General features: G+C 42.7%; 23 protein-coding genes, 2 tRNA genes and 1 pseudogene. 14 read left to right on the forward strand and 12 right to left on the reverse strand.

What is annotated here, in order from left to right:
- The first annotated feature begins 661 nt into the window (after positions 1 to 661).
- The 5 genes from AB1401_04000 (at position 662) to AB1401_04020 (ending at position 4,661) form a co-directional block, all read left to right on the forward strand.
- A tRNA-Val gene (locus AB1401_04000) sits at positions 662 to 736 on the forward strand.
- 140 nt (positions 737 to 876) lie between these two features.
- Entirely contained in the window at positions 877 to 2,181 is a 1,305-nt protein-coding gene (locus AB1401_04005; protein ID MEW6614612.1) for a KamA family radical SAM protein, read from the forward strand.
- Positions 2,159 to 3,178, forward strand: coding sequence for an ATP-grasp domain-containing protein (locus AB1401_04010; GenBank protein MEW6614613.1), 1,020 nt, complete (start codon positions 2,159 to 2,161; stop codon positions 3,176 to 3,178). The genes AB1401_04005 and AB1401_04010 overlap by 23 nt, the downstream gene beginning before the upstream one ends.
- 3 nt (positions 3,179 to 3,181) lie before the next feature.
- Positions 3,182 to 4,219, forward strand: coding sequence for an ATP-grasp domain-containing protein (locus AB1401_04015; GenBank protein ID MEW6614614.1), 1,038 nt, complete (start codon positions 3,182 to 3,184; stop codon positions 4,217 to 4,219).
- Entirely contained in the window at positions 4,188 to 4,661 is a 474-nt protein-coding gene (locus tag AB1401_04020) for a GNAT family N-acetyltransferase (protein ID MEW6614615.1), read from the forward strand. The genes AB1401_04015 and AB1401_04020 overlap by 32 nt, the downstream gene beginning before the upstream one ends.
- 54 nt (positions 4,662 to 4,715) lie before the next feature.
- On the opposite strand, the pseudogene AB1401_04025 reads toward AB1401_04020, so the two are convergent.
- Positions 4,716 to 4,889, reverse strand: a pseudogene (locus AB1401_04025) (HigA family addiction module antitoxin).
- Between the two features lie 111 nt (positions 4,890 to 5,000).
- On the opposite strand from AB1401_04025, the gene AB1401_04030 reads away from it, so the two are divergent.
- On the forward strand, positions 5,001 to 6,584 hold the full coding sequence (locus AB1401_04030) for a D-aminoacylase (protein MEW6614616.1): 1,584 nt from the start codon (positions 5,001 to 5,003) through the stop codon (positions 6,582 to 6,584).
- Positions 6,581 to 7,318, forward strand: a complete 738-nt coding sequence (locus AB1401_04035) for a gamma-glutamyl-gamma-aminobutyrate hydrolase family protein (protein MEW6614617.1) — start codon at positions 6,581 to 6,583, stop codon at positions 7,316 to 7,318. The genes AB1401_04030 and AB1401_04035 overlap by 4 nt, the downstream gene beginning before the upstream one ends.
- A 67-nt stretch (positions 7,319 to 7,385) precedes the next feature.
- Here AB1401_04035 and rpsU read toward each other — a convergent pair whose 3' ends face one another.
- The 7 genes from rpsU to AB1401_04070 form a co-directional block, all read right to left on the reverse strand.
- Complete coding sequence (rpsU, locus tag AB1401_04040) at positions 7,386 to 7,571, reverse strand: 30S ribosomal protein S21 (protein MEW6614618.1); 186 nt, start codon at positions 7,569 to 7,571, stop codon at positions 7,386 to 7,388.
- Positions 7,572 to 7,819: 248 nt separating this feature from the next.
- Positions 7,820 to 8,989, reverse strand: coding sequence for a beta-N-acetylhexosaminidase (nagZ, locus tag AB1401_04045; GenBank protein MEW6614619.1), 1,170 nt, complete (start codon positions 8,987 to 8,989; stop codon positions 7,820 to 7,822).
- A 12-nt stretch (positions 8,990 to 9,001) separates the two neighbouring features.
- Positions 9,002 to 9,808 (reverse strand): nickel transporter permease, encoded by an 807-nt coding sequence (gene nikC / locus AB1401_04050; GenBank protein MEW6614620.1) that lies wholly within the window; start codon positions 9,806 to 9,808, stop codon positions 9,002 to 9,004.
- Positions 9,809 to 9,824: 16 nt separating this feature from the next.
- Positions 9,825 to 10,742 carry a nickel ABC transporter permease gene (gene nikB, locus AB1401_04055; GenBank protein ID MEW6614621.1) on the reverse strand — a complete coding sequence of 306 codons (918 nt, stop codon included), beginning with the start codon at positions 10,740 to 10,742 and terminating at the stop codon, positions 9,825 to 9,827.
- A 33-nt stretch (positions 10,743 to 10,775) separates the two neighbouring features.
- A complete protein-coding gene (locus tag AB1401_04060; protein ID MEW6614622.1) occupies positions 10,776 to 12,353 on the reverse strand; it encodes an ABC transporter substrate-binding protein in 1,578 nt (525 codons plus the stop codon).
- A gap of 81 nt (positions 12,354 to 12,434) precedes the next feature.
- Positions 12,435 to 12,881, reverse strand: a complete 447-nt coding sequence (locus AB1401_04065; GenBank protein ID MEW6614623.1) for an NUDIX hydrolase — start codon at positions 12,879 to 12,881, stop codon at positions 12,435 to 12,437.
- Positions 12,882 to 13,292: 411 nt separating this feature from the next.
- Positions 13,293 to 13,940 (reverse strand): XRE family transcriptional regulator, encoded by a 648-nt coding sequence (locus tag AB1401_04070; GenBank protein MEW6614624.1) that lies wholly within the window; start codon positions 13,938 to 13,940, stop codon positions 13,293 to 13,295.
- Positions 13,941 to 14,148: 208 nt separating this feature from the next.
- On the opposite strand from AB1401_04070, the gene AB1401_04075 reads away from it, so the two are divergent.
- Positions 14,149 to 14,814, forward strand: a complete 666-nt coding sequence (locus AB1401_04075) for an MBL fold metallo-hydrolase (protein MEW6614625.1) — start codon at positions 14,149 to 14,151, stop codon at positions 14,812 to 14,814.
- A gap of 6 nt (positions 14,815 to 14,820) precedes the next feature.
- Here the strand turns inward: AB1401_04075 and AB1401_04080 are convergent, their stop codons facing one another.
- A complete protein-coding gene (locus AB1401_04080) occupies positions 14,821 to 15,372 on the reverse strand; it encodes a hypothetical protein (protein ID MEW6614626.1) in 552 nt (183 codons plus the stop codon).
- Between the two features lie 69 nt (positions 15,373 to 15,441).
- Between AB1401_04080 and AB1401_04085 the strand changes: the two genes are divergently transcribed.
- The 6 genes from AB1401_04085 to AB1401_04110 all read left to right on the forward strand — a co-directional run bounded on the left by AB1401_04085 (position 15,442) and on the right by AB1401_04110 (position 19,297).
- On the forward strand, positions 15,442 to 15,645 hold the full coding sequence (locus tag AB1401_04085; protein MEW6614627.1) for a hypothetical protein: 204 nt from the start codon (positions 15,442 to 15,444) through the stop codon (positions 15,643 to 15,645).
- A 7-nt stretch (positions 15,646 to 15,652) separates the two neighbouring features.
- A complete protein-coding gene (locus AB1401_04090) occupies positions 15,653 to 16,492 on the forward strand; it encodes a fumarate hydratase (GenBank protein MEW6614628.1) in 840 nt (279 codons plus the stop codon).
- 31 nt (positions 16,493 to 16,523) lie between these two features.
- Positions 16,524 to 17,078 (forward strand): Fe-S-containing hydro-lyase, encoded by a 555-nt coding sequence (locus tag AB1401_04095; GenBank protein ID MEW6614629.1) that lies wholly within the window; start codon positions 16,524 to 16,526, stop codon positions 17,076 to 17,078.
- A gap of 21 nt (positions 17,079 to 17,099) precedes the next feature.
- Entirely contained in the window at positions 17,100 to 18,260 is a 1,161-nt protein-coding gene (gene sucC, locus AB1401_04100; GenBank protein MEW6614630.1) for an ADP-forming succinate--CoA ligase subunit beta, read from the forward strand.
- Positions 18,261 to 18,281: 21 nt separating this feature from the next.
- The gene (gene sucD, locus AB1401_04105) at positions 18,282 to 19,154 is read left to right on the forward strand and encodes a succinate--CoA ligase subunit alpha (protein ID MEW6614631.1); all 873 of its coding nucleotides are present in this window, start codon (positions 18,282 to 18,284) and stop codon (positions 19,152 to 19,154) included.
- A gap of 67 nt (positions 19,155 to 19,221) precedes the next feature.
- Positions 19,222 to 19,297: transfer RNA gene (locus AB1401_04110), tRNA-Glu, on the forward strand.
- 165 nt (positions 19,298 to 19,462) lie between these two features.
- On the opposite strand, the gene AB1401_04115 is transcribed toward AB1401_04110, so the two are convergent.
- The 3 genes from AB1401_04115 to AB1401_04125 form a co-directional block, all read right to left on the reverse strand.
- Positions 19,463 to 20,668, reverse strand: coding sequence for an ABC transporter substrate-binding protein (locus AB1401_04115; GenBank protein ID MEW6614632.1), 1,206 nt, complete (start codon positions 20,666 to 20,668; stop codon positions 19,463 to 19,465).
- A gap of 100 nt (positions 20,669 to 20,768) precedes the next feature.
- The gene (locus AB1401_04120) at positions 20,769 to 20,957 is read right to left on the reverse strand and encodes a hypothetical protein (GenBank protein MEW6614633.1); all 189 of its coding nucleotides are present in this window, start codon (positions 20,955 to 20,957) and stop codon (positions 20,769 to 20,771) included.
- A 48-nt stretch (positions 20,958 to 21,005) separates the two neighbouring features.
- Positions 21,006 to 21,203 (reverse strand): hypothetical protein, encoded by a 198-nt coding sequence (locus AB1401_04125; GenBank protein ID MEW6614634.1) that lies wholly within the window; start codon positions 21,201 to 21,203, stop codon positions 21,006 to 21,008.
- Positions 21,204 to 21,317 lie beyond the last annotated feature (114 nt).

Raw genomic sequence — 21,317 nt, forward strand, 5'->3', positions numbered from 1 at the left:
TTTCCATCTTTATTGGGAAAAGTGAATTCTGCTCTTTTGTTTATTTTAATTTGTTTTCCTACCTTGCGATCAAATTTAATGATAGACATAGTGGAGCACCTTTGATTCTGAAACCATAACATATAATATACGGATTCCAAAATAATTCAATACCAATTAATCCCTTTTCCTCGTAAAAATCATACCTCAATTATCAGGTAAAATCCAGTATTTTTTCTGCTACCATTTTGCTACCATAACAACCTAAAACAGCAAGAAAGAAGGGGTAACCTAAAGATCGTTGTCTCCTTCACCGAAATTTGGTTAAGTCGCAAAAAGTCAAAAATCAGACGGCATAGTAATCCGCCAGAGGCGGACCAGATGCAAGGCGCGCAAATCCGAAGGAATGAAGCGTACTTACCTGTATGCTGCAATGACTGAGGATGCAGCGGAATCCGCCTCAGGCGTACAGATGGATTTTTTACGAAGCCGTCAAATTTATTATCTATATATTGTGGCAAACTGCAAGATTTCTACCATATATTGTATTTTTGTCTTGACTTTTTCGATTTTCTTGCTATAAATCAAAAAAGTCCTAGATAATTAGTGAAATAACATCGGATTTTTTATTTGACAAAATTTAGTTGTTTATGTAGATAGTGATTAATTTGTAGGTATATGTGGGCGATTAACTCAGCGGGAGAGTGCTACCTTCACACGGTAGAAGTCACTGGTTCGAACCCAGTATCGCCCACCAATAATTTTAGTGCCTCATGGAGAGCTTTGGAAAAAGAATGTTTTTACGAAATATATATTTTCCAAAGCTCTTATAGTAATGGCACTTTTTAGGGCATAGGGAAGGATTAAAATTATGAAAACAAGAGGAGGGTTCTTATAGTGGCAGAACAAATAATTAAGGGCATAAAGGGTTTTACACTGCAAAGCAGTGGCAATCCTTCTTTTCTAGAAAAGGAGGAAGAGAGTATCCCAGAGGAAGAACCTCCCGGTTCCGCCGGGGAGGTTCAAGGTGTAGCCAGGAAAAAGATTGAATCGAGGTCAAATCTAAGGCTTGTCTTCAACAGAGAGGAAGATGATGATTCATGGAGGCACCTTCTGGCACGAAGTATTACCAAGGCGGTAGACCTGCCGAGACAACTGTGTATGGATGCCATCACAGTCCACGATGTTATTCGCCGTTATCCCATGCGTATCAATCCCTATTATTTAGGGCTTATCAAGGAGACTAATGATCCCATATGGCTCCAGGCAATTCCTGATTTCAGAGAACTCCACGACCCCCTTGGTCTTGAGGATCCCCTGAAAGAAGAAGAACAGAGTCCTGTCCCCAACATAACCCATAGGTATCCGGACAGGGTTTTGTTTCTCGTTTCCAGCCAATGCGCTATGTATTGCCGTTTCTGTACAAGGAAGCGGAAGGTTGGACGGTCCCTGACAGTGACGGAAGAGACTATTGCCCTGGGTATCGAATACATCGGGAGACACAGAGAGGTGAGAGACGTTCTCCTTTCAGGAGGTGACCCCCTATTGCTTCAAGATAAGTCTATAGAACGTATATTAAAGGCACTAAGGCAGATTCCACATGTGGAGATCATACGAATTGGAACAAGGGTTCCCTGCACTCTTCCCCAGAGGATTACGCCAAGACTGGTCAATATGCTTAAGAAATATCATCCTCTTTACATTAATACCCACTTCAACCACCCCATTGAGATTACTACTGAGGCTGCAAATGCCTGTGGACGTCTTGCTGATGCAGGGATCCCTCTGGGGTGCCAGACTGTTCTCCTTCGAGGTGTTAACGACAATGCAGCCATTATGAAGCGGCTCATGCAAAAACTATTACGCATCAGGGTTAGACCCTATTATCTTTACCAGGCAGATTTGACACAGGGTACAGGGCACTTCCGAACCCCAATTGATAAGGGGCTTGAGATTATAGAAGCCCTGAGGGGGCACACATCAGGGCTTTGTGTGCCGACTTTTGTTGTGGATGTTCCAGGGGGAGGGGGAAAGATTCCTCTCCTTCCCAACTATCTCCTGCGAAAAGACAAGGATACCCTGGTGCTAAGGAATTATCATAATAATGTTTACTCGTATCCCTTTGCGACAGGAGAAGAAGAAACCGGAACAGACAGTACATCTGACCATGTGGGGAATTATGAAGATTGCGCTTACTTTTAATCTCAGGAAAAGCTATGAACTTGATGCTTCCGAACCCCCGGATCGTTATGTGGAATTCGATTCGGAAGAGACTATCGAGGCTATTAAGACAACCCTGGAATCCCTTGGTCATGATGTGGTGCTGATCGGCGATATAAAGAGCCTCCTTCACTTTTTGCCGACTTTTGAACTGGACATGGTCTTCAACATCGCTGAGGGTATGGAGGGCCGTTCCAGGGAGGCTCAGATTCCTGCTATACTGGAGGCATTTCATGTTCCCTATACCTTCTCCGACCCTTTGACCCTTGCCCTGTCTCTACACAAAGGTATGACGAAGGCGATTATAAAAAGTGAAGGAATTCCTACACCAGATTCCTACCTGGTTGAAGAAATTGCGGAGGTTAATGGCAATTTGCCATTTCCTCTATTCATCAAGCCGGCATACGAGGGAACGGCAAAAGGGATCGACTCCAGGTGTCTGGTCAAGGATTTCGATTCCCTTCATCGAGAGGCTTCAAGGCTTCTTTCCCTTTATCGTCAGCCAGTCCTGGTGGAGCGCTACCTTCCCGGTAAGGAGTATACAGTGGGAATTCTGGGGACAGGGAGGAATGCCAGGGTTTTGGGCATGATGCAGGTGGTTGTTCGTGACAAGAACCAGAGGAATATCTACACCCGGATTGCCAAGGAGGAATGCGAGAATCGGGTTACATATGTTCCTGGTGAAATGACTCGAGTGGAAATAAGGCAACAGATAGAGACTATCTCCCTGAAGGCGTATCAGACTTTGGGATGCCGTGATGCCGGAAGGGTTGATATCCGTTGTGATGAATTCGGCAACCCCTGTTTTTTAGAGATCAATCCATTGGCAGGGTTACATCCTACGCATTCGGATCTTTGCATTATAGCCAGTCAGGTGGGAATGAGCTACACGGAACTCATAGAGGCGATCCTTGCCTCTGCTGTTGATCGGTATTCAAGCAGGGGCACGGTGCACTGTGCCCCTACCCAATCAAGGTAAGATATGACTGTAGAGAGAAGGGCAATTGGCATTGCATATAACGAACCGGTTTTAACAGGGCATCCCTTTTCAGAGGCATCCCTGGATGTCCTATCTCAGGTGGAGGCTGTAGAAACTGCCCTCGGGAATACTGGCATTTCATCTGTTCGCATCCCTTTCACAAAGGATGTAGGGCTATTTATCCAAAGGGTGTATAAAGAAGAGATAGGGATGATTTTCAATCTATGCGAGACCGTTGACGAGGATCCTCGATTTGCTGGCCATCCTGCATCGGTCATGGAGCTAATTGGAATACCCTTTTCGGGATCGCCTTCCATAGCACTGATGCTTACAGCCGACAAGCTATTGACAAAACAATTGCTCAAAGCAGAGGGGATAAGAACCCCGATATACAGGTTTTACGACAGTATGACCTCCTTCTTTCCTCATACCCTGAGATATCCTGTTATTGTGAAACCGAGGTTCCAGGAAGCCAGTATTGGTATCGACCAGGATTCGATATTTGCAGATGAAGGTCAACTGCGGAAAGGACTTCCAGAATTTTACGAGCGTTTCGGACCAGTTCTGGTAGAGGAATACATCGAGGGAAGAGAGTTCAACGTCTCCCTTTTAGGTTATCCTTTAGCACGGGTGCTTCCCATTGCAGAGATCGATTTTTCAAATTTTCCTGAAAGCCTGTATTCAATTGTAGGTTACCATGCCAAATGGGATATTGAATCCTTCGAATACCACAATACACCCAGAAGATTCCCGGAGGTGCTTCCCCATGGTCTGATGAGCAAAATAGAGAAAGTTGCCCTTGGTTGTTTCCGTGTTTTCATGCTAAGGGATTATGGCCGGATCGACATAAGGGTCGATAGTAAAGGTAAAACATATGTCCTTGAGGTCAATGCTAATCCATGCCTGAGTCCGGACGCTGGCTTTGCGGCAGCCATTGATAAAGCCGGGATGACATATTCTGATTTTATAAAAGATCTTTTAGACTTTATGACCGAAAGGGCACCAAAATATGTTTATCAGACCCCTTGTCTTTCAGGATAGATCTGAGATATTAAGTCTCATAGAAGGCACAAAAACCTTCAATGAAATGGAGATTCAGGTGGCTGCGGAGGTAATCGATGATGCCCTTCGCCATCCGGAAAAAAGCGATTACCATATCTTTTCTGCTGTTGATGCCTCTGACTTACCAAAAGGGTATATATGCTTCGGCCCTATTCCTATGACACAGGACGGGTATGATCTCTATTGGATTGCTGTGGATAAAATGGCATCCAGACAAGGAATTGGAGGAAAACTTCTGGAATTTATGGAGGCAAATCTTAGGAAGAAAGGAGCGAGGCGCGTTTATGTAGACACATCTTCATCCCCTCCCTACAAGGCTGCAAGAGCTTTTTATGAAAAGCACGGCTATCAACTTGTGTGTGTACTTGACGATTTTTATAGAGAGGGTGACCATAAGATGATATTTATGAAGGAGCTTTAAGTCGTTATTTCTCCTTTTAAGCTCCTTTTTACCTTAAATACCTTGTTATCAAGGCTAGACGGCAAGCCGAGTATGAACCTCTTTCGCAATCTTTGAACCCACCTCTTGTGCAGTAATTTTTAAATCGTAACTGGTTTGTATGTTCAGCCAGAACTGCGGTGTTGTTCCAAAGTAGCGTGCCAATCTGAGAGCCGTATCGGGTGTAATGGCACGTCGTTCACGCACTATTTATTGACAACAAAAATGTAATTCTTTATTGTTTGATCTAATCGTTTAGCACTCAATAAATGAAGACAGCGGAATATATCAATTAAAATACAAAGTGTTAGGGGTCCTTTTATGTTTGATATAGTGATCTCTAATGGGAATATAATAGATGGTTCCGGTAGATTGCCCTACAGGGGGAGTATTGGAATAAAGGGTGACATGATTTTAAAGATAGACTCTGGCAATTCCCTTTCAGGTAAAACGATTATTGATGCAGGGGGTATGGTTGTATCTCCTGGATTTGTAGATATTCACGGTCATTCCGACTATTTTCTTTTGGTAAACCCGCAGGCAGAGAGCAAGGTTCGTCAGGGGGTAACCACAGAGATCGGGGGGAACTGTGGCTATTCAGCAGCTCCAATCTTTGGAGAAGAGGCACAGGAAAGGAAGGTTGAATACCAGAAACAGTTTTCCCTGGATTTAAACTGGTATACTGTTCAGGAATACAGCGAGTTACTTAAAAGAATTGGTATTTCCATGAATTTTGCCATCCTTCTAGGCCACAATACCATCCGTGCTTCGGTAATGGGCAAAGAGAACAGAAACCCTGGTAAAAAAGAGTTAGAAGATATGTGTATTGCTGTGGAGAAGGGTATGAAAGAGGGTGCCTTTGGCCTCTCAACAGGTCTTATCTATTCCCCGGCATGTTTCTCTGAAATAGCTGAAATAGTTGCCCTGAACAATGTGGTAAAAAGGTATAAAGGGGTGTTTACAACCCATATGCGGAGTGAGGATGACATGGTGGTAGAGGCTATTAATGAGGTGATTGAGGTAGCGAGAAAAGCCGATGTTCCCCTTCAGATATCCCACTTAAAGACTTCCAGGGAAAGGAATTGGAATAAACTGGACAGGATGTTTAAGGTTATAGAAAGTGCCATAGATGAGGGACTGGATGTAACCTGTGATCGTTATCCATACATCGCTTCAAATACAGGGCTTCAGGCTATACTTCCTGACTGGACAACTGAGGGGGACAAGGAAACCAGAATCAGCAGGTTAAAAGATCAGGCAGTAAGGGAGAAAATAGAGAATGAGATAGTAAAAAAACACCCTGAACCGGATTATTGGAAGACGATCGTAATATCCACAGTAGTATCAGATAAGAATAATAAGTATCAAGGTATGAGTATTGCTGACGCTGCAGGTATGGCTGGAAAAGAGCCTTTTGATTTCACTATGGATGTCCTGATAGAGGAAGAGATGAACGTTTCTGCCAACTATTTTACCATGTCTGAGGAAAACCTGGTAAAGATATACAGGAAACCATACATTATGATAGGGTCAGATGCTGCCTGCCGTGCCGATTATGGTCCTCTGGCAGAGGGCAGCCCTCATCCCAGGGCATTTGGAACCTTTCCAAGGGTATTGGGTGTATATGTAAGAGAGAAAAAAATTATGGACTTGCCGACAGCAGTGAAGAAGATGACATCCGATCCATGCAGAAAGCTGGGTATTCAAAAAAGGGGTGAGTTAAGGGAGGGGTTTTATGCTGATCTGGTGATATTCAATCCGGATACGATAGTAGACAAGGCTACCTTTTCTGAACCTGTCCAGTATCCTGAAGGGATTGAGTATGTTATAGTTAATGGGAATATTGCTGTAAAGAAAGGTGAGCATACAGGGTGTAAGAATGGGAGGGTATTGAGAAAGACATGAGCAAATGGCAGCCCCTTATTGGAGTTACCTCGGATTACCATAAAGGGGGAGATATATTCAAAGGACCGGCGTATTTTATAGGAGAAAATTATATCTCAGCGGTTAGAGAAGCAGGAGGGATACCTGTAATCCTGCCTTACAGTTCGGATGCTAAGGTAATAGAGAAGCTTGCAGAGAGGATTGATGGCCTGCTCATAACAGGGGGAAATTTTGATATAAATCCTGTCTTCTATGGAGAAGATATTATTGATAAAATTGGAGAGTTAAATAATAAAAGAACCAGCTTCGAGATGGAGATTGCCAGGATTGCATTGAGAACAGATATGTCTGTATTGGGTATCTGTGGTGGTGAACAGTTGTTAAATGTAGCAGGTGGTGGCAGTCTCTATCAAGACATAGAGGTACAGGTAAAGGGGGCTTCTAACCATCAGCAGAAGATGCCGAAATCAGAAACGCACCATTCAGTAATTATAGAGCCTGACACAAAATTGTACTCCATCCTGGAGTGTGAAACTTTAGAAGTAAACAGTACCCATCATCAGTCCATAAAGGAAGTAGGGAAGGGGTTTGTCTTCAATGCAAAAGCCCCTGATGGGATTATAGAAGGGATAGAGAGTGAAAGTCACCGGTTTGTCTTAGGGGTTCAATGGCATCCCGAGGCTCTCTACCAGAAGGAGGAAAGATTCAAGAGACTTTTTGAGACGTTTATTAAAAGTTGTAAAAAAAGATCTTAGATTTCTAAGAATTAGACCCAAGTTTCGAAGCCCTATACATAGCCAGTATAGATTTTGTTGTACCCATTTATGAAGACCGGCGGGTGGCTTTACGTCTTCTTCGAGCAGCCTCAAGTCTTTTCCGTTTCTTTTTGACGCTGGGTTTCTCATAAAATCGTCGATGTTTGAGTTCCTTTTGCACACCTTCCAGTTGCATCCTTTTCTTGAGTACTTTAATGGCCTTTTCAATATCTCCCTTAACTTCTACAGTAATGGACATTAAACTTCCTTTCCCATAGCAAAACTCTGGATATTCCTACCTGCATGGAAGTATAAAGTCTTGCCAGTTAAACGATGGTTGAAACTTATAGCTTATATTTCCCCCTGTATTTTATACAATAAGACAAAAATAAAAAATCCTCAGGATACTAGGAAGTTCTGAGGTTAAAAAATAAAAAACTCTTTGGCTTCCTAACAGGTTATGTTTTCTATGCTAGAATAAATAAATATAAAAATCAAGCACTAAATTTTTATTGTTCTGTAGCAATTGTTTGGAGAGTATAAAATTTTATCAACAACCTCTTTATGTTCTCTGCATCCAACCATGGCTTTCACATCATCGTAATTTGCGGGATGGTATGGGAGGAGGTATTTATTTTTAACCTTTATTATACGCTTTATGGATTCTTCGATTCCTGCTTCAGACAATTTTCCTTCATCTATCGCCTCAAGGGTAGAGTGAACAGCCTTTTTTTGTTTCTCCAGATTATTCCCAATGAGGATAATATCTACCCCTGCCTTTATAGCATTTACTGTAGCCTCTCCAATAGAATAGTTTTCAGCTATAGCACCCATTTCCATATCGTCGCTTATAATCAACCCTCTAAACCCCAGTTTCTTTCTTAACAGACCTTTTAATATCCTCTCAGAGAGAGTGGCAGGCATTGAAATGTCCCATGCAGGGTAAAGGACATGTGCAGTCATTATCGCCTCTAAACCCCTTCCTATAGATTCCATAAAGGGTTTTAATTCTGTTTCTTCCAGTCTCTTCACATCATGTCTAACCACGGGTAGTTGTTTATGGGAATCCAGGTCTGTATCACCGTGGCCCGGGAAGTGTTTGCCTGTGGCTATTACTCCATTTTCCTGAAGCCCTTTTATAAAGGCATTACCAAGGATTGCGACTAAAGAGGGGTTGGCACTAAAAGAGCGATCTCCTATCACAGGATTATTGGAGTTTGTATTGACGTCCAGGACAGGAGCAAGGTCCATATTTATTCCTACAGACCGTATTTCCCTCGCTAAAATTCTGCCAAGGTTGCGGACTAGCTTAACAGTCTTATACCTCTCATAGGAATGTTTTTTAAAGCTTTTTCCCTCTATTTTGATTTCCTTCAACTCTTTCTCAAATACCTTTCCCAGGACGCCTGCAGGTGGTAGTTGAGTGAAAGGCTCTTTCAATCTGGTTACCCTTCCTCCCTCCTGGTCTATTGATATAAATAAAGGGATATCTGGTGAAAGACTCTTGAGATCATTACATAAATTCATCAGTTGTATGGGGTCTCTGTAGTTTCTGGAAAATAGAATTACACCGCCAATCTGATAAAGTTGAACCATTTCCCTCAGATCTTTGGATACTATGCAGTCATCGAAGCCGAACATGAACATCTGACCAACCCTGTCTTTTAGCACCAGTTTCCCTCCTTAGTTCTTTCTCACATCCAGTGTGTCTCTTAATCCATCTCCAAGAAAATTAAAACCCAGTACCGTTATCATAATAGCCAATCCTGGAAATGTGGTCATATGAGGGGCTACCAGCAGGAATTGTACCCCTTCATTCAACATGCTCCCCCAGCTTGGGGTGGGTGGCTGAGCCCCCAATCCTAAAAAGCTAAGGCTTGCCTCAGCGAGGATTACTGCCGCCATTCCAAAGGTAGTCTCTACGATCAAAGGTGAAAGGATATTAGGGAGGATATGGTGCATTATTATCCTGGGGGGCTTTGCTCCCAATGCCCTGGCGGCAACTATGTACTCTTGCTCCTTTATGGTAAGTATCTGTCCCCTTACAATTCTGGCATAACCAACCCATCCTGTTACGGATAAAGCCAGTATCACATTATTGAGGCTTGGCCCCAGGACTGCTGTCAGGGCAATTGCCAAAAGAATACCAGGGAACGCTAAGAGGATATCAACGATCCTCATGAATAACTCGTCTATCCAGCCCCCATTATAGCCGGCTAAAGACCCTATGAATAGCCCTACCAGGAGTGATATCCCCACTACAGCCAGCCCCACGTAGACTGAGATTCTCGAACCATAGATTATCCTGCTCAGATTATCCCTTCCCAGTTTGTCCTGTCCAAGGGGATGTTCCTGACTTGGTGGATTTAACCCACCCCTCAGATTCTGCTCAAAGGGACTGAAAGGGGCTAAATAAGGGGCAAGTATAGCCACAAATATCAGTATGCCAATTATAAATAATCCTGCTATAGCGAGTTTATTTTTAAGCATATTACCGATCAGTCTATTATTTCAATTTAATCCTGGGGTCAATATAGGAATACGCAATGTCCGTTATGAGGTTTATCAAGACATAGCTGATGGATATTAACAATACGCACCCCTGTATCAGGGGATAATCCCTGGTATTTATGGCCTGGATGAGAAGCCTGCCTATCCCGGGCCAGGAAAAGATAGTCTCAGTAATGATTGCGCCGGCCAGGAGGGCACCAAACTGCAATCCAACTATCGTTATAACAGGTACCAGCGCATTTTTAAGTGCATGCTTGAGTATAATCCTTACCTCCGATAACCCTTTAGCTCTGGCAGTAATAATATACTCCTGGCTGATTACCTCCAGCATGCTTGCTCTAACCATTCTGGAGAGTATTGCAGCCATTCCTGTGCCCAGTGTGATGGCAGGGAGTACAATGCTGTAAATGCCCTCATCCCCGGAGATTGGAAACCAGCCCATATTAACAGAGAAGACAATCATTAGCATCGGGCCTAACCAGAAATTAGGCATGGATACCCCCAGGAGTGCAAAGAACATAGAACAATTGTCCATAAAGGAATATTGCCTGAGGGCAGAGTAAATCCCGGCTGGCAGGGATATGAGCAATGCCATTATCATGGCTGCAATAGTAAGTTTTATGGTTGCAGGGTACCTATTTAGAATTAGCTCTATAACTGGTTTTCTGCTGTGGAGTGAGTTGCCGAAATTGCCTGTTATAACACCCCCTGCGAAGAGAAGGTACTGCTTCCCCAAGGGCTCATCAAGCCGGAGTTCTTTCCTCAATGTTTCCTTGTCAGAAATCTGGGCATTCTCTCCCAGCATAAGATCAACAGGGTCTCCGGGAATCAGATGGATGAGTAGGAAGACCAGGGTAAGCACCCCAAATACGACGGGAAAAAGCAGTGTTAAGCGTTTTATTATAAAAGCCATAATAGAGTCGTGAATCGTAAATCGCAAATTTTTCTAATTGTCCATCCACACATCCTTCAGGGAGATAAAATCTCCTGCTGGATACACCACAAAACCATGAACTGACTTATTCATAACCGCTACATTGGTGGTATACCAGAGACTCACATAGGGAAGGTCTTCTGCCAGTATCTTCTGTACCTCACTGTAAACCCTCTTTCTCCTGGAGATATCCAGTATAACTCTGCCCTTTCCGGTTAGTTTGTCCAGCCTTTGGTTTATATATCCTCCACGATTTGCACCGTTAGGAGGGATGCTGGAAGAATGAAAGATATAGTACAGCATGTCAGGATCGGTAATACCAACCCATGAAAGGCTATACATTTGAAAGTTCCCTGACTTTATGTCTGAATAGAGGGTCCCCCATTCATAACTCATAATTTCTATGCCGATCCCAACAACTCTCAGTTGCTGTTGGATAATCTCCGCTATCCTTTTTCTAAGCCGGTCAGTGGATGTCTTGAATGTCAATTTAAACCTTGTCTCCGGGCCATCGCCATCAGGGTCTTTAAACCCTGCCTCATTCAGCAGTCTTAATGTCTTTGTTTTGTTGTATTCAAATATCTTAACGTTTCCCTCATATGCCCAATTATGGGGAGAAAGAGTTCCACTGGCGGAGGTAACAAGTCCCTTTAATATATACCTTATTATTGACTCCCTGTCTATAGCATGGGCAATAGCCTCTCTGACCTTTATATTCTTCAAAACAGGGTCTTTTAGATTGAATCCGAGGTAGGAATAGGTAGTTCCTTCCTCTTTGACAATCTTTAAATTGTCCCTTTTCTCCAAAAAGGGGAATAAATCCGGGGGGATGTCGTTCTGTAAAAGATGGATACCCCCCTGGCTCAATTCCAGTAACCTGACTGTACTATCGGGTACTATCTTGAAAACTATCCCGCTCAACCTGGGCTTACCCTCAAAGTAATCGGTATTCGCCTTCAGTACTATTTTTTCATCAGGAAGAAATTCTGTCAGTTTAAAAGGACCGGTTCCGATTGGTTGATTACTAAACCTGTCTGAGGATTTCTGGGCAGCATGCTCTGGAACAATCCCCATAATTGCCAGGTTTATTAAGAAAGGGGCAAACGGCTCCTTAAGTATAAATTTTACTGTATATCTATCCAGGGTCTCTATTGACTTAATCTTTTCAAAAGCACCCATATGGGGTGATTTGAAAGAAGGATTAAGAATTGTATCGAAGGTGTATTTTACGTCTTTTGAGATAAGCTCTGAACCGTCATGAAACTGAACTCCCTCTCTTAAATGAAATATATATGTGGTGTCATTGGGGTTATACCATCTTTTAACTATATCCGGCACAGGATTAAAATGAGGGTCTAGTTTAAAGAGAGGATTAAATAGGACCTGGGTTAAACGGTAGGAATTTGCATCAGTGGCATACCTGGGGTCAAGGTTAGTGGGACTGCTCTCAAGACCTATGACAAGGATGTTTCTATCTGATTTCGGTTCTCTTAGACAGGCTGGGAAGCCTGTCAAGGATAAGAGGGTAAGGAAAAGGGTGAACCCTCTAATAAAATAGGCACCTTTTTTTTTACCATAGATAATTTTCATACATTAGGAAGGACTCATAGTGAACATCACTCTCAGTGATTTTTCATTTTTCAGGATCAACTAATAGTGTTAAGAGCCCCTTTAGGCTTTACTTGCCCCTTTCTTTAACAAATACAATGCCTTATCTATTACCTCCAAGGTAGCCTCAGGTAAACCATAGCCTGGAAGTTCAGGTATGGGGACAGCTCGAGCATCAAGGGCATCGGAGTCAGCCCTTAGTTTTCCAGACTTGTATTTACAAAGAAAGTCTACAAGAACGAAATGGAACAATATGCGATTATTCTCATCCCTGATTATTGGATCCACAATCTTTACAATTTCAAGGGTATCTACCTTCAATTCTGTTTCTTCATAAATCTCCCTTTTGGCGGCGTCCTTCATGGTCTCCCCTAACTTAACTGTACCACCTGGAATGCTCCATGTTCTGTAGCCTGGTTCTTTGCCTCTCTTTACCAATACTACCCTGTCATCTAAAAACACTATACCTCCAACCCCCAGAACGGGATAGTCAGAATACTCTCTTTCCATAAAGACCTCTTGTATTTTTTAGTTCACACTGAAAAATTCCCTTTTCCGCTCTCTGGTGCAGGTTTTTTGACCCATCTATGACTTGCTTCAGGCATTTTCAGGAACTCTCCGCCTTTGGCGGATCAAATCCGCCAAAGGCGGACTTATCTTCCGCTTCGTCAAGGTGGGTTCCCCAAAAATCCTGCTCATGTTCGCTCCAAAGGAAATTTTTCATTTTTCAGGATGGACTACTTTAGATAAGCAATCAGCGTCAATCCAGAACATAGTAAAAAGGTATAACTTGAAGGACGTTAAAACTCTAAACATAGTTAAATATGAGAGATTCACAACCGAGGCGATTAAGAACAGACTGATACTCATAGAATTCATTTAAAGGCTTACTACTAACCGCTTATGGTTAAGCGCTTACTTTCAATCAGAGCCCGTATAAATAACTGCGAGAATATAGGTCGGCTCTTTTCTATTTGAGGTTACTAAATGGGGAATGCTTGAGAGATAATAAATGGTGTCCCCGGTAGATAAGATTTCCACTTTTTCCCCCACACGTGCCTTCATTTCTCCATCAATGACGAATATAAACTCCTCTCCATCATGTGCCGATAATTCTTGATCCTGGGTTTCTGGTTCCAGCTTTACAATGAAGGATTCCATATGTCTGCCTTTTACATCAGAGGCAAGGGACATATAGGTGTAATTGTGTCCTTTTTGTGATGCCGATCTGGAAACTACCTTCCTTTCGCCATGCCGTACTATTGAATAGGTTTTTTCTCCTTCTTCTGCAGTGAGTGTCCCAAAGACTGTTTTCAGGGATTTGGCAAGTTTTATGATAGTTCCAATCTGCGGGGAAACAGTTTGATTTTCAATTTCTGATAGCAAATCGACAGGGAACCCTGTTTTGACTGAAAGTTCTTCAAGGGAGATTCCTTCTGTTTCTCTTATCTTTTTAATTCTCTCACCAACCGATTCAACTATATCTGGGCTCTCTTTATCCTCAAAGTGCTCAGTTAATTCCTTTAAAAAATGTTGGTATCTTTTGCTGTCTTCCCCGGGCATAGTCATAAGAACCTCCTAAAAGTTTTATCTGTTCGTAGCCGATAATTTGTATATTTAGTGTAGTCAGTGGGAAAAGTCAATTAATTTTCTTTAGAAACGGGCAAACGGAACTGCATTATGTAATTGATTTTTTAGACTTCATGCCCTATAGTAAAAAAGTTTTCAGGACGGTTTTTACGAGCGTTTATTAGAGGGTAAGGTTGGAGAATAAATAATGAAACTTGAAGATGATCTTTATTACTATCCGTGGACTAGTATGATGGAAAACAACTGCAATAGCTACTACCTTGGGGGTAAAATACCTACTGTTGTTGATACTGGTCATAAACACCGTGTAAGTAACTTATGTTCTCTTATGGAAGGGGATGGTATTGACCCCCACGGGATAAAACTGGTGATCAGTACCCATGCCCATCCGGACCATTTCGAAGGAAACCAGATTTTTACCAATAATGGGGCGATGATGGCAATCCATAAAGAAGAAGATAGGTTTCTCAGGGAGGTAGGTGGAAGGTTTTACAGGATGTTTGGAATGGAGCTGCCTGACTTTAAGATAGATTTCTATCTAAAAGAAGGGAATCTGGTATTGGGTAAGAACGAGCTTCAAATATACCATACCCCTGGACATTCTCCTGGGTCTATATCTATCTACTGGCATGAAAAGAAGGCACTTATAACCGGGGATGTAGTGTTTAATCAGGGTGTGGGAAGAACGGATTTCCCTGGATGTGACGGAAGGCTGCTAAAAGAGAGTATAGAAAGGTTGTCGAGACTGGATGTGGAATACTTACTGCCTGGCCATGGAGATATAATTGTAGGGAAAAATGAGGTGATCCAGAATTTCGATTTTATAAAAAAGGCTATATTTGCCTATTTGTAATTTAAATCAATTGGCATCTAAATCTAACAGTTCACCTTTGAGTTTAACTAACCTGTCTTCATATTCTGAAGACAGGCTAGCGAGGGCATGATACCATCTTTCATCATAATCCACTACAGGCTGAACCGCAGTTCCTGATATACCCATTCCATCAAGCCTTTTTCCTATCTCTTTTTCTATCTTTTTATAACGAGTTCCCTTCTCCTCATTAAAATCCTTGCAGAGTTTATTTATCCTATCCAGCGTAGGTTTAACCCTATTCTGTTTTAGAGTATCTATCGCCTCAAGCGCCCTTTTATTATCAATGGATATATCGATAGTGTCAGCTAATCCGGACAATAGGGCACCAACTATTGTATCCCTTGCATTTCCATCATAACCAGCCAGTTCTTTTATCAAGCCTTTAATATTTAAATCTCCGTTAAGGTATCGGTTTAACATCCCTTTAGCATTTGATACATATTCCCCTCTTTTTAGCTGTTCTTTTTCTTCCGGTGACACTTCTATCTTTTTGGCTTTTTCCATGACAAGTTCCAACGTGCTTTTTATTTCTGCCATCTGTTTCACCCCAATAAATGCTTTTGTCTTTAATTTAATATATTCTTCCATGTAGGAAATGTCAAGAGGATGGGCTTTGATTACCCAAAATTGCTTGACAATATCAGGAATCCTGTGCTAAATAGTCTGAATGAATATTCACTCATTATTATGGAATTGAGTTGCCGGAGATTTGGTGCTTGCCTGCTTGAAACAGGCGGTATCATACTGACTTATGAATTCTGTCCGTATCTGGTTTGTCTCTGGCGGACGAGACAACTAACCTGGCTATGAGGAAAGAATGAGAGAGATTGAAGCAAGTTACATAACTGAGAAAGTAAAAGAGCTCTGCATGGAAGCAAACTACGATCTTCCAGAAGATGTATCGCTGGCCTTTCAAAAGGCAAAAGATGTTGAAGAATCTCCCCTTGGAGTTAGTATTCTTGAACAGCTCCAAAAGAATGCAGAGATAGCCCGGGATGAAAAGGTTCCCATATGTCAGGACACAGGGTTTGGTGTTGTATTTATTGAGTTGGGGGAAGATGTCAGGATTTCAGGGGGAAGTTTGAAAGAAGCTGTTGCTGAGGGTATTAGACAGGGCTATGGAGAGGGATATCTCAGAAAATCCATATGTCATCCCTTCACCAGAAAGAATACCGGTGATAATACTCCTCCGATTATCCATATTGATTTAGTCCGGGGAGAAAAGCTTAAGATAATAGTGGCCCCTAAAGGCGGTGGAAGTGAGAACATGAGCCGGGTAACCATGCTTAAACCCTCGGATGGTATTGAAGGTATTATAGATTTTGTTGTGACTAGAGTAAAAGAGTCGGGTGGTAATCCATGTCCACCAATTATTGTGGGGATAGGGATCGGTGGAACATTTGAGTATGCCGCTCTACTGGCTAAGAAGGCATTGTTAAGGCATGTAGGAAGTTCTAATCCTGATACGGAATTGGCAGGACTTGAAAAGGATATATTAAACAGAATAAATGACTTGGGAGTCGGTCCCATGGGGTTGGGTGGGAGGACAACGGCACTCGCTGTTCATATCGAGATGCATCCCTGCCATATAGCCAGTCTGCCCCTGGCTGTCAATATTAATTGCCACGCCAGCAGGCATAAGGAAATTATCATCTAGTGGATTACAGAGAGAAAAGGGGTTATTTATCATGGCTAAGCCAATAAATATCTCTACTCCTCTATCAGATCAAGACGTCGAGAATCTGAAGATAGGGGATGAGATTTTAATAAACGGGGTTATATACACAGGCAGAGATGCTGCCCACAAAAGGTTGGTTAACCTTATTAATGAAGGCAAAGAGCTTCCTTTTGATATATCGGGCCAGATTATTTATTTCGTAGGCCCGACCCCTCCCAAGCCAGGACAGGTAATCGGTTCCGCTGGCCCTACTACCAGTTACCGAATGGATGCATACTCGCCCTATTTAATAGCCAAAGGATTAAAGGGAATGATTGGGAAAGGGGCAAGGTCTCAAGAAGTTGTGGAAGCAATGAAGAAATATAAGTGTGTGTATTTCGCTGCAATAGGAGGGGCAGGTGCACTTCTTGCTAAATCAATAAAAAAGACTGAAGTGATAGCCTATGAGGATTTGGGCCCAGAGGCTGTCAGAAGATTGGAAGTAGAAAACTTTCCTGCAATAGTAGCCCAGGACATATACGGCAATAATCTTTATGTTGAAGGTATGAAAAAGTATGCAAGATAGGATATCGGAGGTGGAGACAGAATGAAGATTCATGAATATCAAGCAAAGAGGATATTTGTAGAATACGGGATACCAATACCTGATGGAGATGTGGCGGATACCCCTGAGGAAGTAAGGGAGATAGCAAACAGAATAGGCAGAAAGGTTGTTATAAAGGCACAGATTCATGCCGGTGGCAGAGGGAAAGGTGGTGGAGTTAAGACTGCCGATTCCCCTCAGGAGGCAGAGAAGGTGGCAAGGGAGATAATAGGGATGAACCTTGTTACCCACCAGACAGGCCCGGAAGGAAAGAAGGTGAAGAGGGTTTTAGTAGAAGAGGCATTGGATGTAGAGAAGGAATTGTATTTGGGCATCGTGATCGATAGGTCCAGGGATCAGGAACAGCCAGTGATAATGGCCTCTGAGGCAGGAGGTATGGAGATCGAAGAGGTTGCTTCCAAAAGTCCGGAAAAGATTATCAAGGTTGGGGCAAATCCGGTCGGGAGTTTTAGCAGCTTCCAGGGGCGTAAACTGGCATATGGTCTGGGCATGGACAAATCCATTGTCTCTAAGGCATCTAAAATAATAGAGATGCTGTATAGGATTTTTATGGAAAAGGACGCGACCCTGATAGAAATAAACCCGTTTGTTTTGACAAAGGGGGGAGACCTGTTGGCACTGGATGCCAAGATGAACTTTGATGATGATGGACTGTACCGGCATCCGGAGATTAAAGGATTGAGGGACTTAGATGAAGAAGAGCCACTGGAGATAGAGGCATCAAATACTGGGGTCAATTACATCAAATTGGATGGAAATGTAGGTTGTATGGTAAATGGGGCCGGTCTTGCCATGGCAACTATGGACCTTATAAAACTGGCAGGGGGCGAGCCTGCCAATTTCCTCGATGTGGGAGGGGGTGCTACCGCTGAAAGGATTGAGAAGGCATTTAGGATTTTAACTTCCGATAAAAACGTCAAGGCAATACTTGTAAATATATTTGGGGGGATTCTGCGATGTGACAGGGTAGCCAGCGGAGTAATAGAAGCTGCTTCAAAGATGAACCTGAATTTACCTATGGTAGTGAGGCTACAGGGTACCAATGTGGAGGAAGGCAGAAAACTTCTTGAAGAATCAAAACTTAAGTTTGAAGTAGCCGAGGGGCTTTTTGAAGCAGCCCAGAAGGTAGTAGCTCTCGTATAGAAGGCAGCAAGGAGGGATTAGATGAGTATTTTATTGAATGAACAGTGCAGAATACTAGTCCAGGGGATTACAGGGGGCGAGGGAAGCTTCCATACAAGGGAAGCAATTAGCTTCGGAAGTAAAGTGGTAGCCGGTGTAACCCCTGGAAAAGGTGGAACAGACTTTGACTGTATCCCTATTTACAACAGGGTTATCGATGCTGTAGAGAAGGAAGGGGCAAATGCCTCTGGTATTTATGTCCCTGCTTCCTTTGCTCCCGATGCTATCCTGGAGGCAATAGAAGCTGGTATTAAGCTGATAGTTTGTATGACTGAAGGCATCCCTGCCCTGGAGATGGTAAAGGTAAAAAAGGCATTGAAAGGGACGGGCTCTTACCTTATCGGCCCAAACTGTCCCGGAATCACGACACCTGATGTTGGTAAGATAGGGTTTATGCCTAACTTCATCCATAAAAAGGGAAATGTAGGTGTTATCTCCCGCAGTGGGACATTGACCTATGAAGTAATTAATATGCTGACGAACCTGGGAGTGGGACAATCCACGTCAGTTGGGATAGGGGGCGACCCTATCGCAGGGTCTACTTTTGTAGATATATTGGAATTATTTGAGGCTGACCCCGAAACCCACCTGGTTACAATTATAGGTGAGATAGGGGGGAATGCAGAGGAAGAAGCCGCAGAGTTTGTTAAAAAGGAGATGAGTAAACCTGTAGTTGGTTTTATAGCCGGTCAGACTGCCCCCCCTGGCAAAAGGATGGGACATGCCGGAGCTATAATATCAGGTGGTAAGGGAACTGCAGCAGAGAAGATGAAGGCGTGGGAAGATGCAGGAATAAATGTCGTGGTTAACCCTGCAGATATAGGGAAAAAGGTTGTTTCCATACTCAATAAGTAATTGACTATTGACTCTGTTTGTTCTATATATCTGTCAGGATATACAAAAACCTTTTTAAATCGAGAATGGTCCCATCGTCTAGTGGCCTAGGACATCGGCCTCTCACGCCGAAAACACGGGTTCGATCCCCGTTGGGACCACCAAGTAATTTCAGGGGGGGGTTAGGTTAATTACCTAATCCTTTTTTTCTTTTGTGAAGTAGGATTGAAATAATTATTTAAACCAATATACCTAGAAATAAAAAAGGCAGGGTTATTCGGTCCTGCCTTTATAAATCCTGATAGCAAATTTAACATAAGAAATTCAGTTCATTTTCTAGAGGGTGGCAGCACCCAATCAGTTATAGGTACCAATCTGCCACTTGCAGGATCAGCCCTGAAAAGTTTATTATACCTAAGCCCGTGGTGCATGGTAGGAGTATAGGTAACAGGGCTCGACAAACCACCCGTGTCAAAATCCTTTAAGGTCTCCAGCGCATCCGCCAGTTTCTCCCCATCCAAATCTTTTCCTGCCCTCCTTAACCCCTGTTCCAAAATAGTAGCTATAAGCCACCCGAATGAATACAGCTTGAATCCATAAGCTTTCTCGGCGTCAGGGTTATATTTCAAGCTTATTTCCCTCATCTTTTTCACAGCAGTATAATCCTCATACCATGAGCTGTGCTGACCGGTCGCTTTATAGTTTCCAGACGCTTTGCCTGCAATTCTGACAACGTCTTCTGTGCACCCGGGGGATAACCCGAACGAAGGTATGTCCAACCCAAACTTTCTCATGTCTTTAAGCATACCGATTATACCAGGTGCGACGTGAAATATTAATACATGGGTTACCTCGGCTCTCTTCATACTCAGGATTTGAGACGTAACATCAATAAGACCTAGAGGTATAACCTCCATGTGCAGCTTCAGACGATAGAAGCTGGCCCAATCCTCCGCATGCTTTTTGATGAGCTTGCCAGCTTCCACATCGGGATAGCACAAGGCTATTTTGGGGTTGACAGCCTTCAATTCATTGATAATATGATTGAAGAGAATTCCGAATTCATCAGAATAGAAGCCGTTCCCAGGAAATACATACCTCTTGTACGGGACCCTTACCGACTCATCAGGGGCCCATGGCAGCATAACCATCTTATTCCTTTCAATCTGCATAAGCAACGTTTTTGTCTCCGCAGTAGACATCGGTCCCATGATCGCGAGGACCTGATCGCGAAAAACGAGTTTCTTAAACGCAGCTATCCCCGCGGGTATGGAATAACGGTCGTCCTCCACAGTCAACTTGATTTTCCTTCCGTGTACCCCTCCCTGATCATTTAAATGCCGTATAAAGTTTCGATAAGCTTCAATTACAACCGTGCCAATGTTAGATGTAGGACCTGTAAGATCGATTATTACACCAATCTTTATCACGTCCTCGGTCACCCCCCTCACGTTTCCAGCGTGCGAAGATACATTCAACAAAAATATGAAACCTAAAGAAACACAAACGTTCATCAATAGCCTCTTTTTTTGCATCTCGGCCTCCTCTTGTATATGAATAGAATTATTAGGTTAATCATTAATATTTATTCCTCTTTTTATTTATCTTAACAGGCAAAAGGAGATATAAGTAACATTACTCCTTTTTGAAGGCATTGCTGCCGATTGCAAAAAGAAGAAGCCCTGCACCCAGAAGAAGGAAGGCTACCGGACAGGGCAGAGGCCAACCAAAAAGGAGAGTCCGGACTCCGGCAATTATAAGTATTGATTCTATGATAAATAAAGCACCGGCTATTATGAAAAGCCATTTTGATACCGTTAACATAATGTCACCTCCCATTAATAAGTTTGTTATACCTACTTTCCACATCAGTTATTCCTCTAAAACCAAAGTTCTTGCAATCTCTTTTGAGGGTTTGTCATAACTCTTTTCAATCTCTTTCTGTTCTTCATCGGAAACATACGGCGCAAACAATAATCTCATCTTCATTATTTCATCTTCGAGAGCATCTTTTACTGCTTCTTTTACTATTTCTTTAAGTTTGGTTTCATCTGCCATTTTCAGATTCATGTACTTCACCTCTCTTTATTGATTTTTTATTTATTTTACCCCTTTGCATGATAGTTTGCAATTATAAAACCCTTACCTTCCCCGTCACCACATTGCTTATTAGAGCCTAAGATA

The sequence above is a fragment of the Thermodesulfobacteriota bacterium genome (assembly GCA_040757775.1).
GTDB lineage: Bacteria > Desulfobacterota > UBA8473 > UBA8473 > UBA8473 > UBA8473.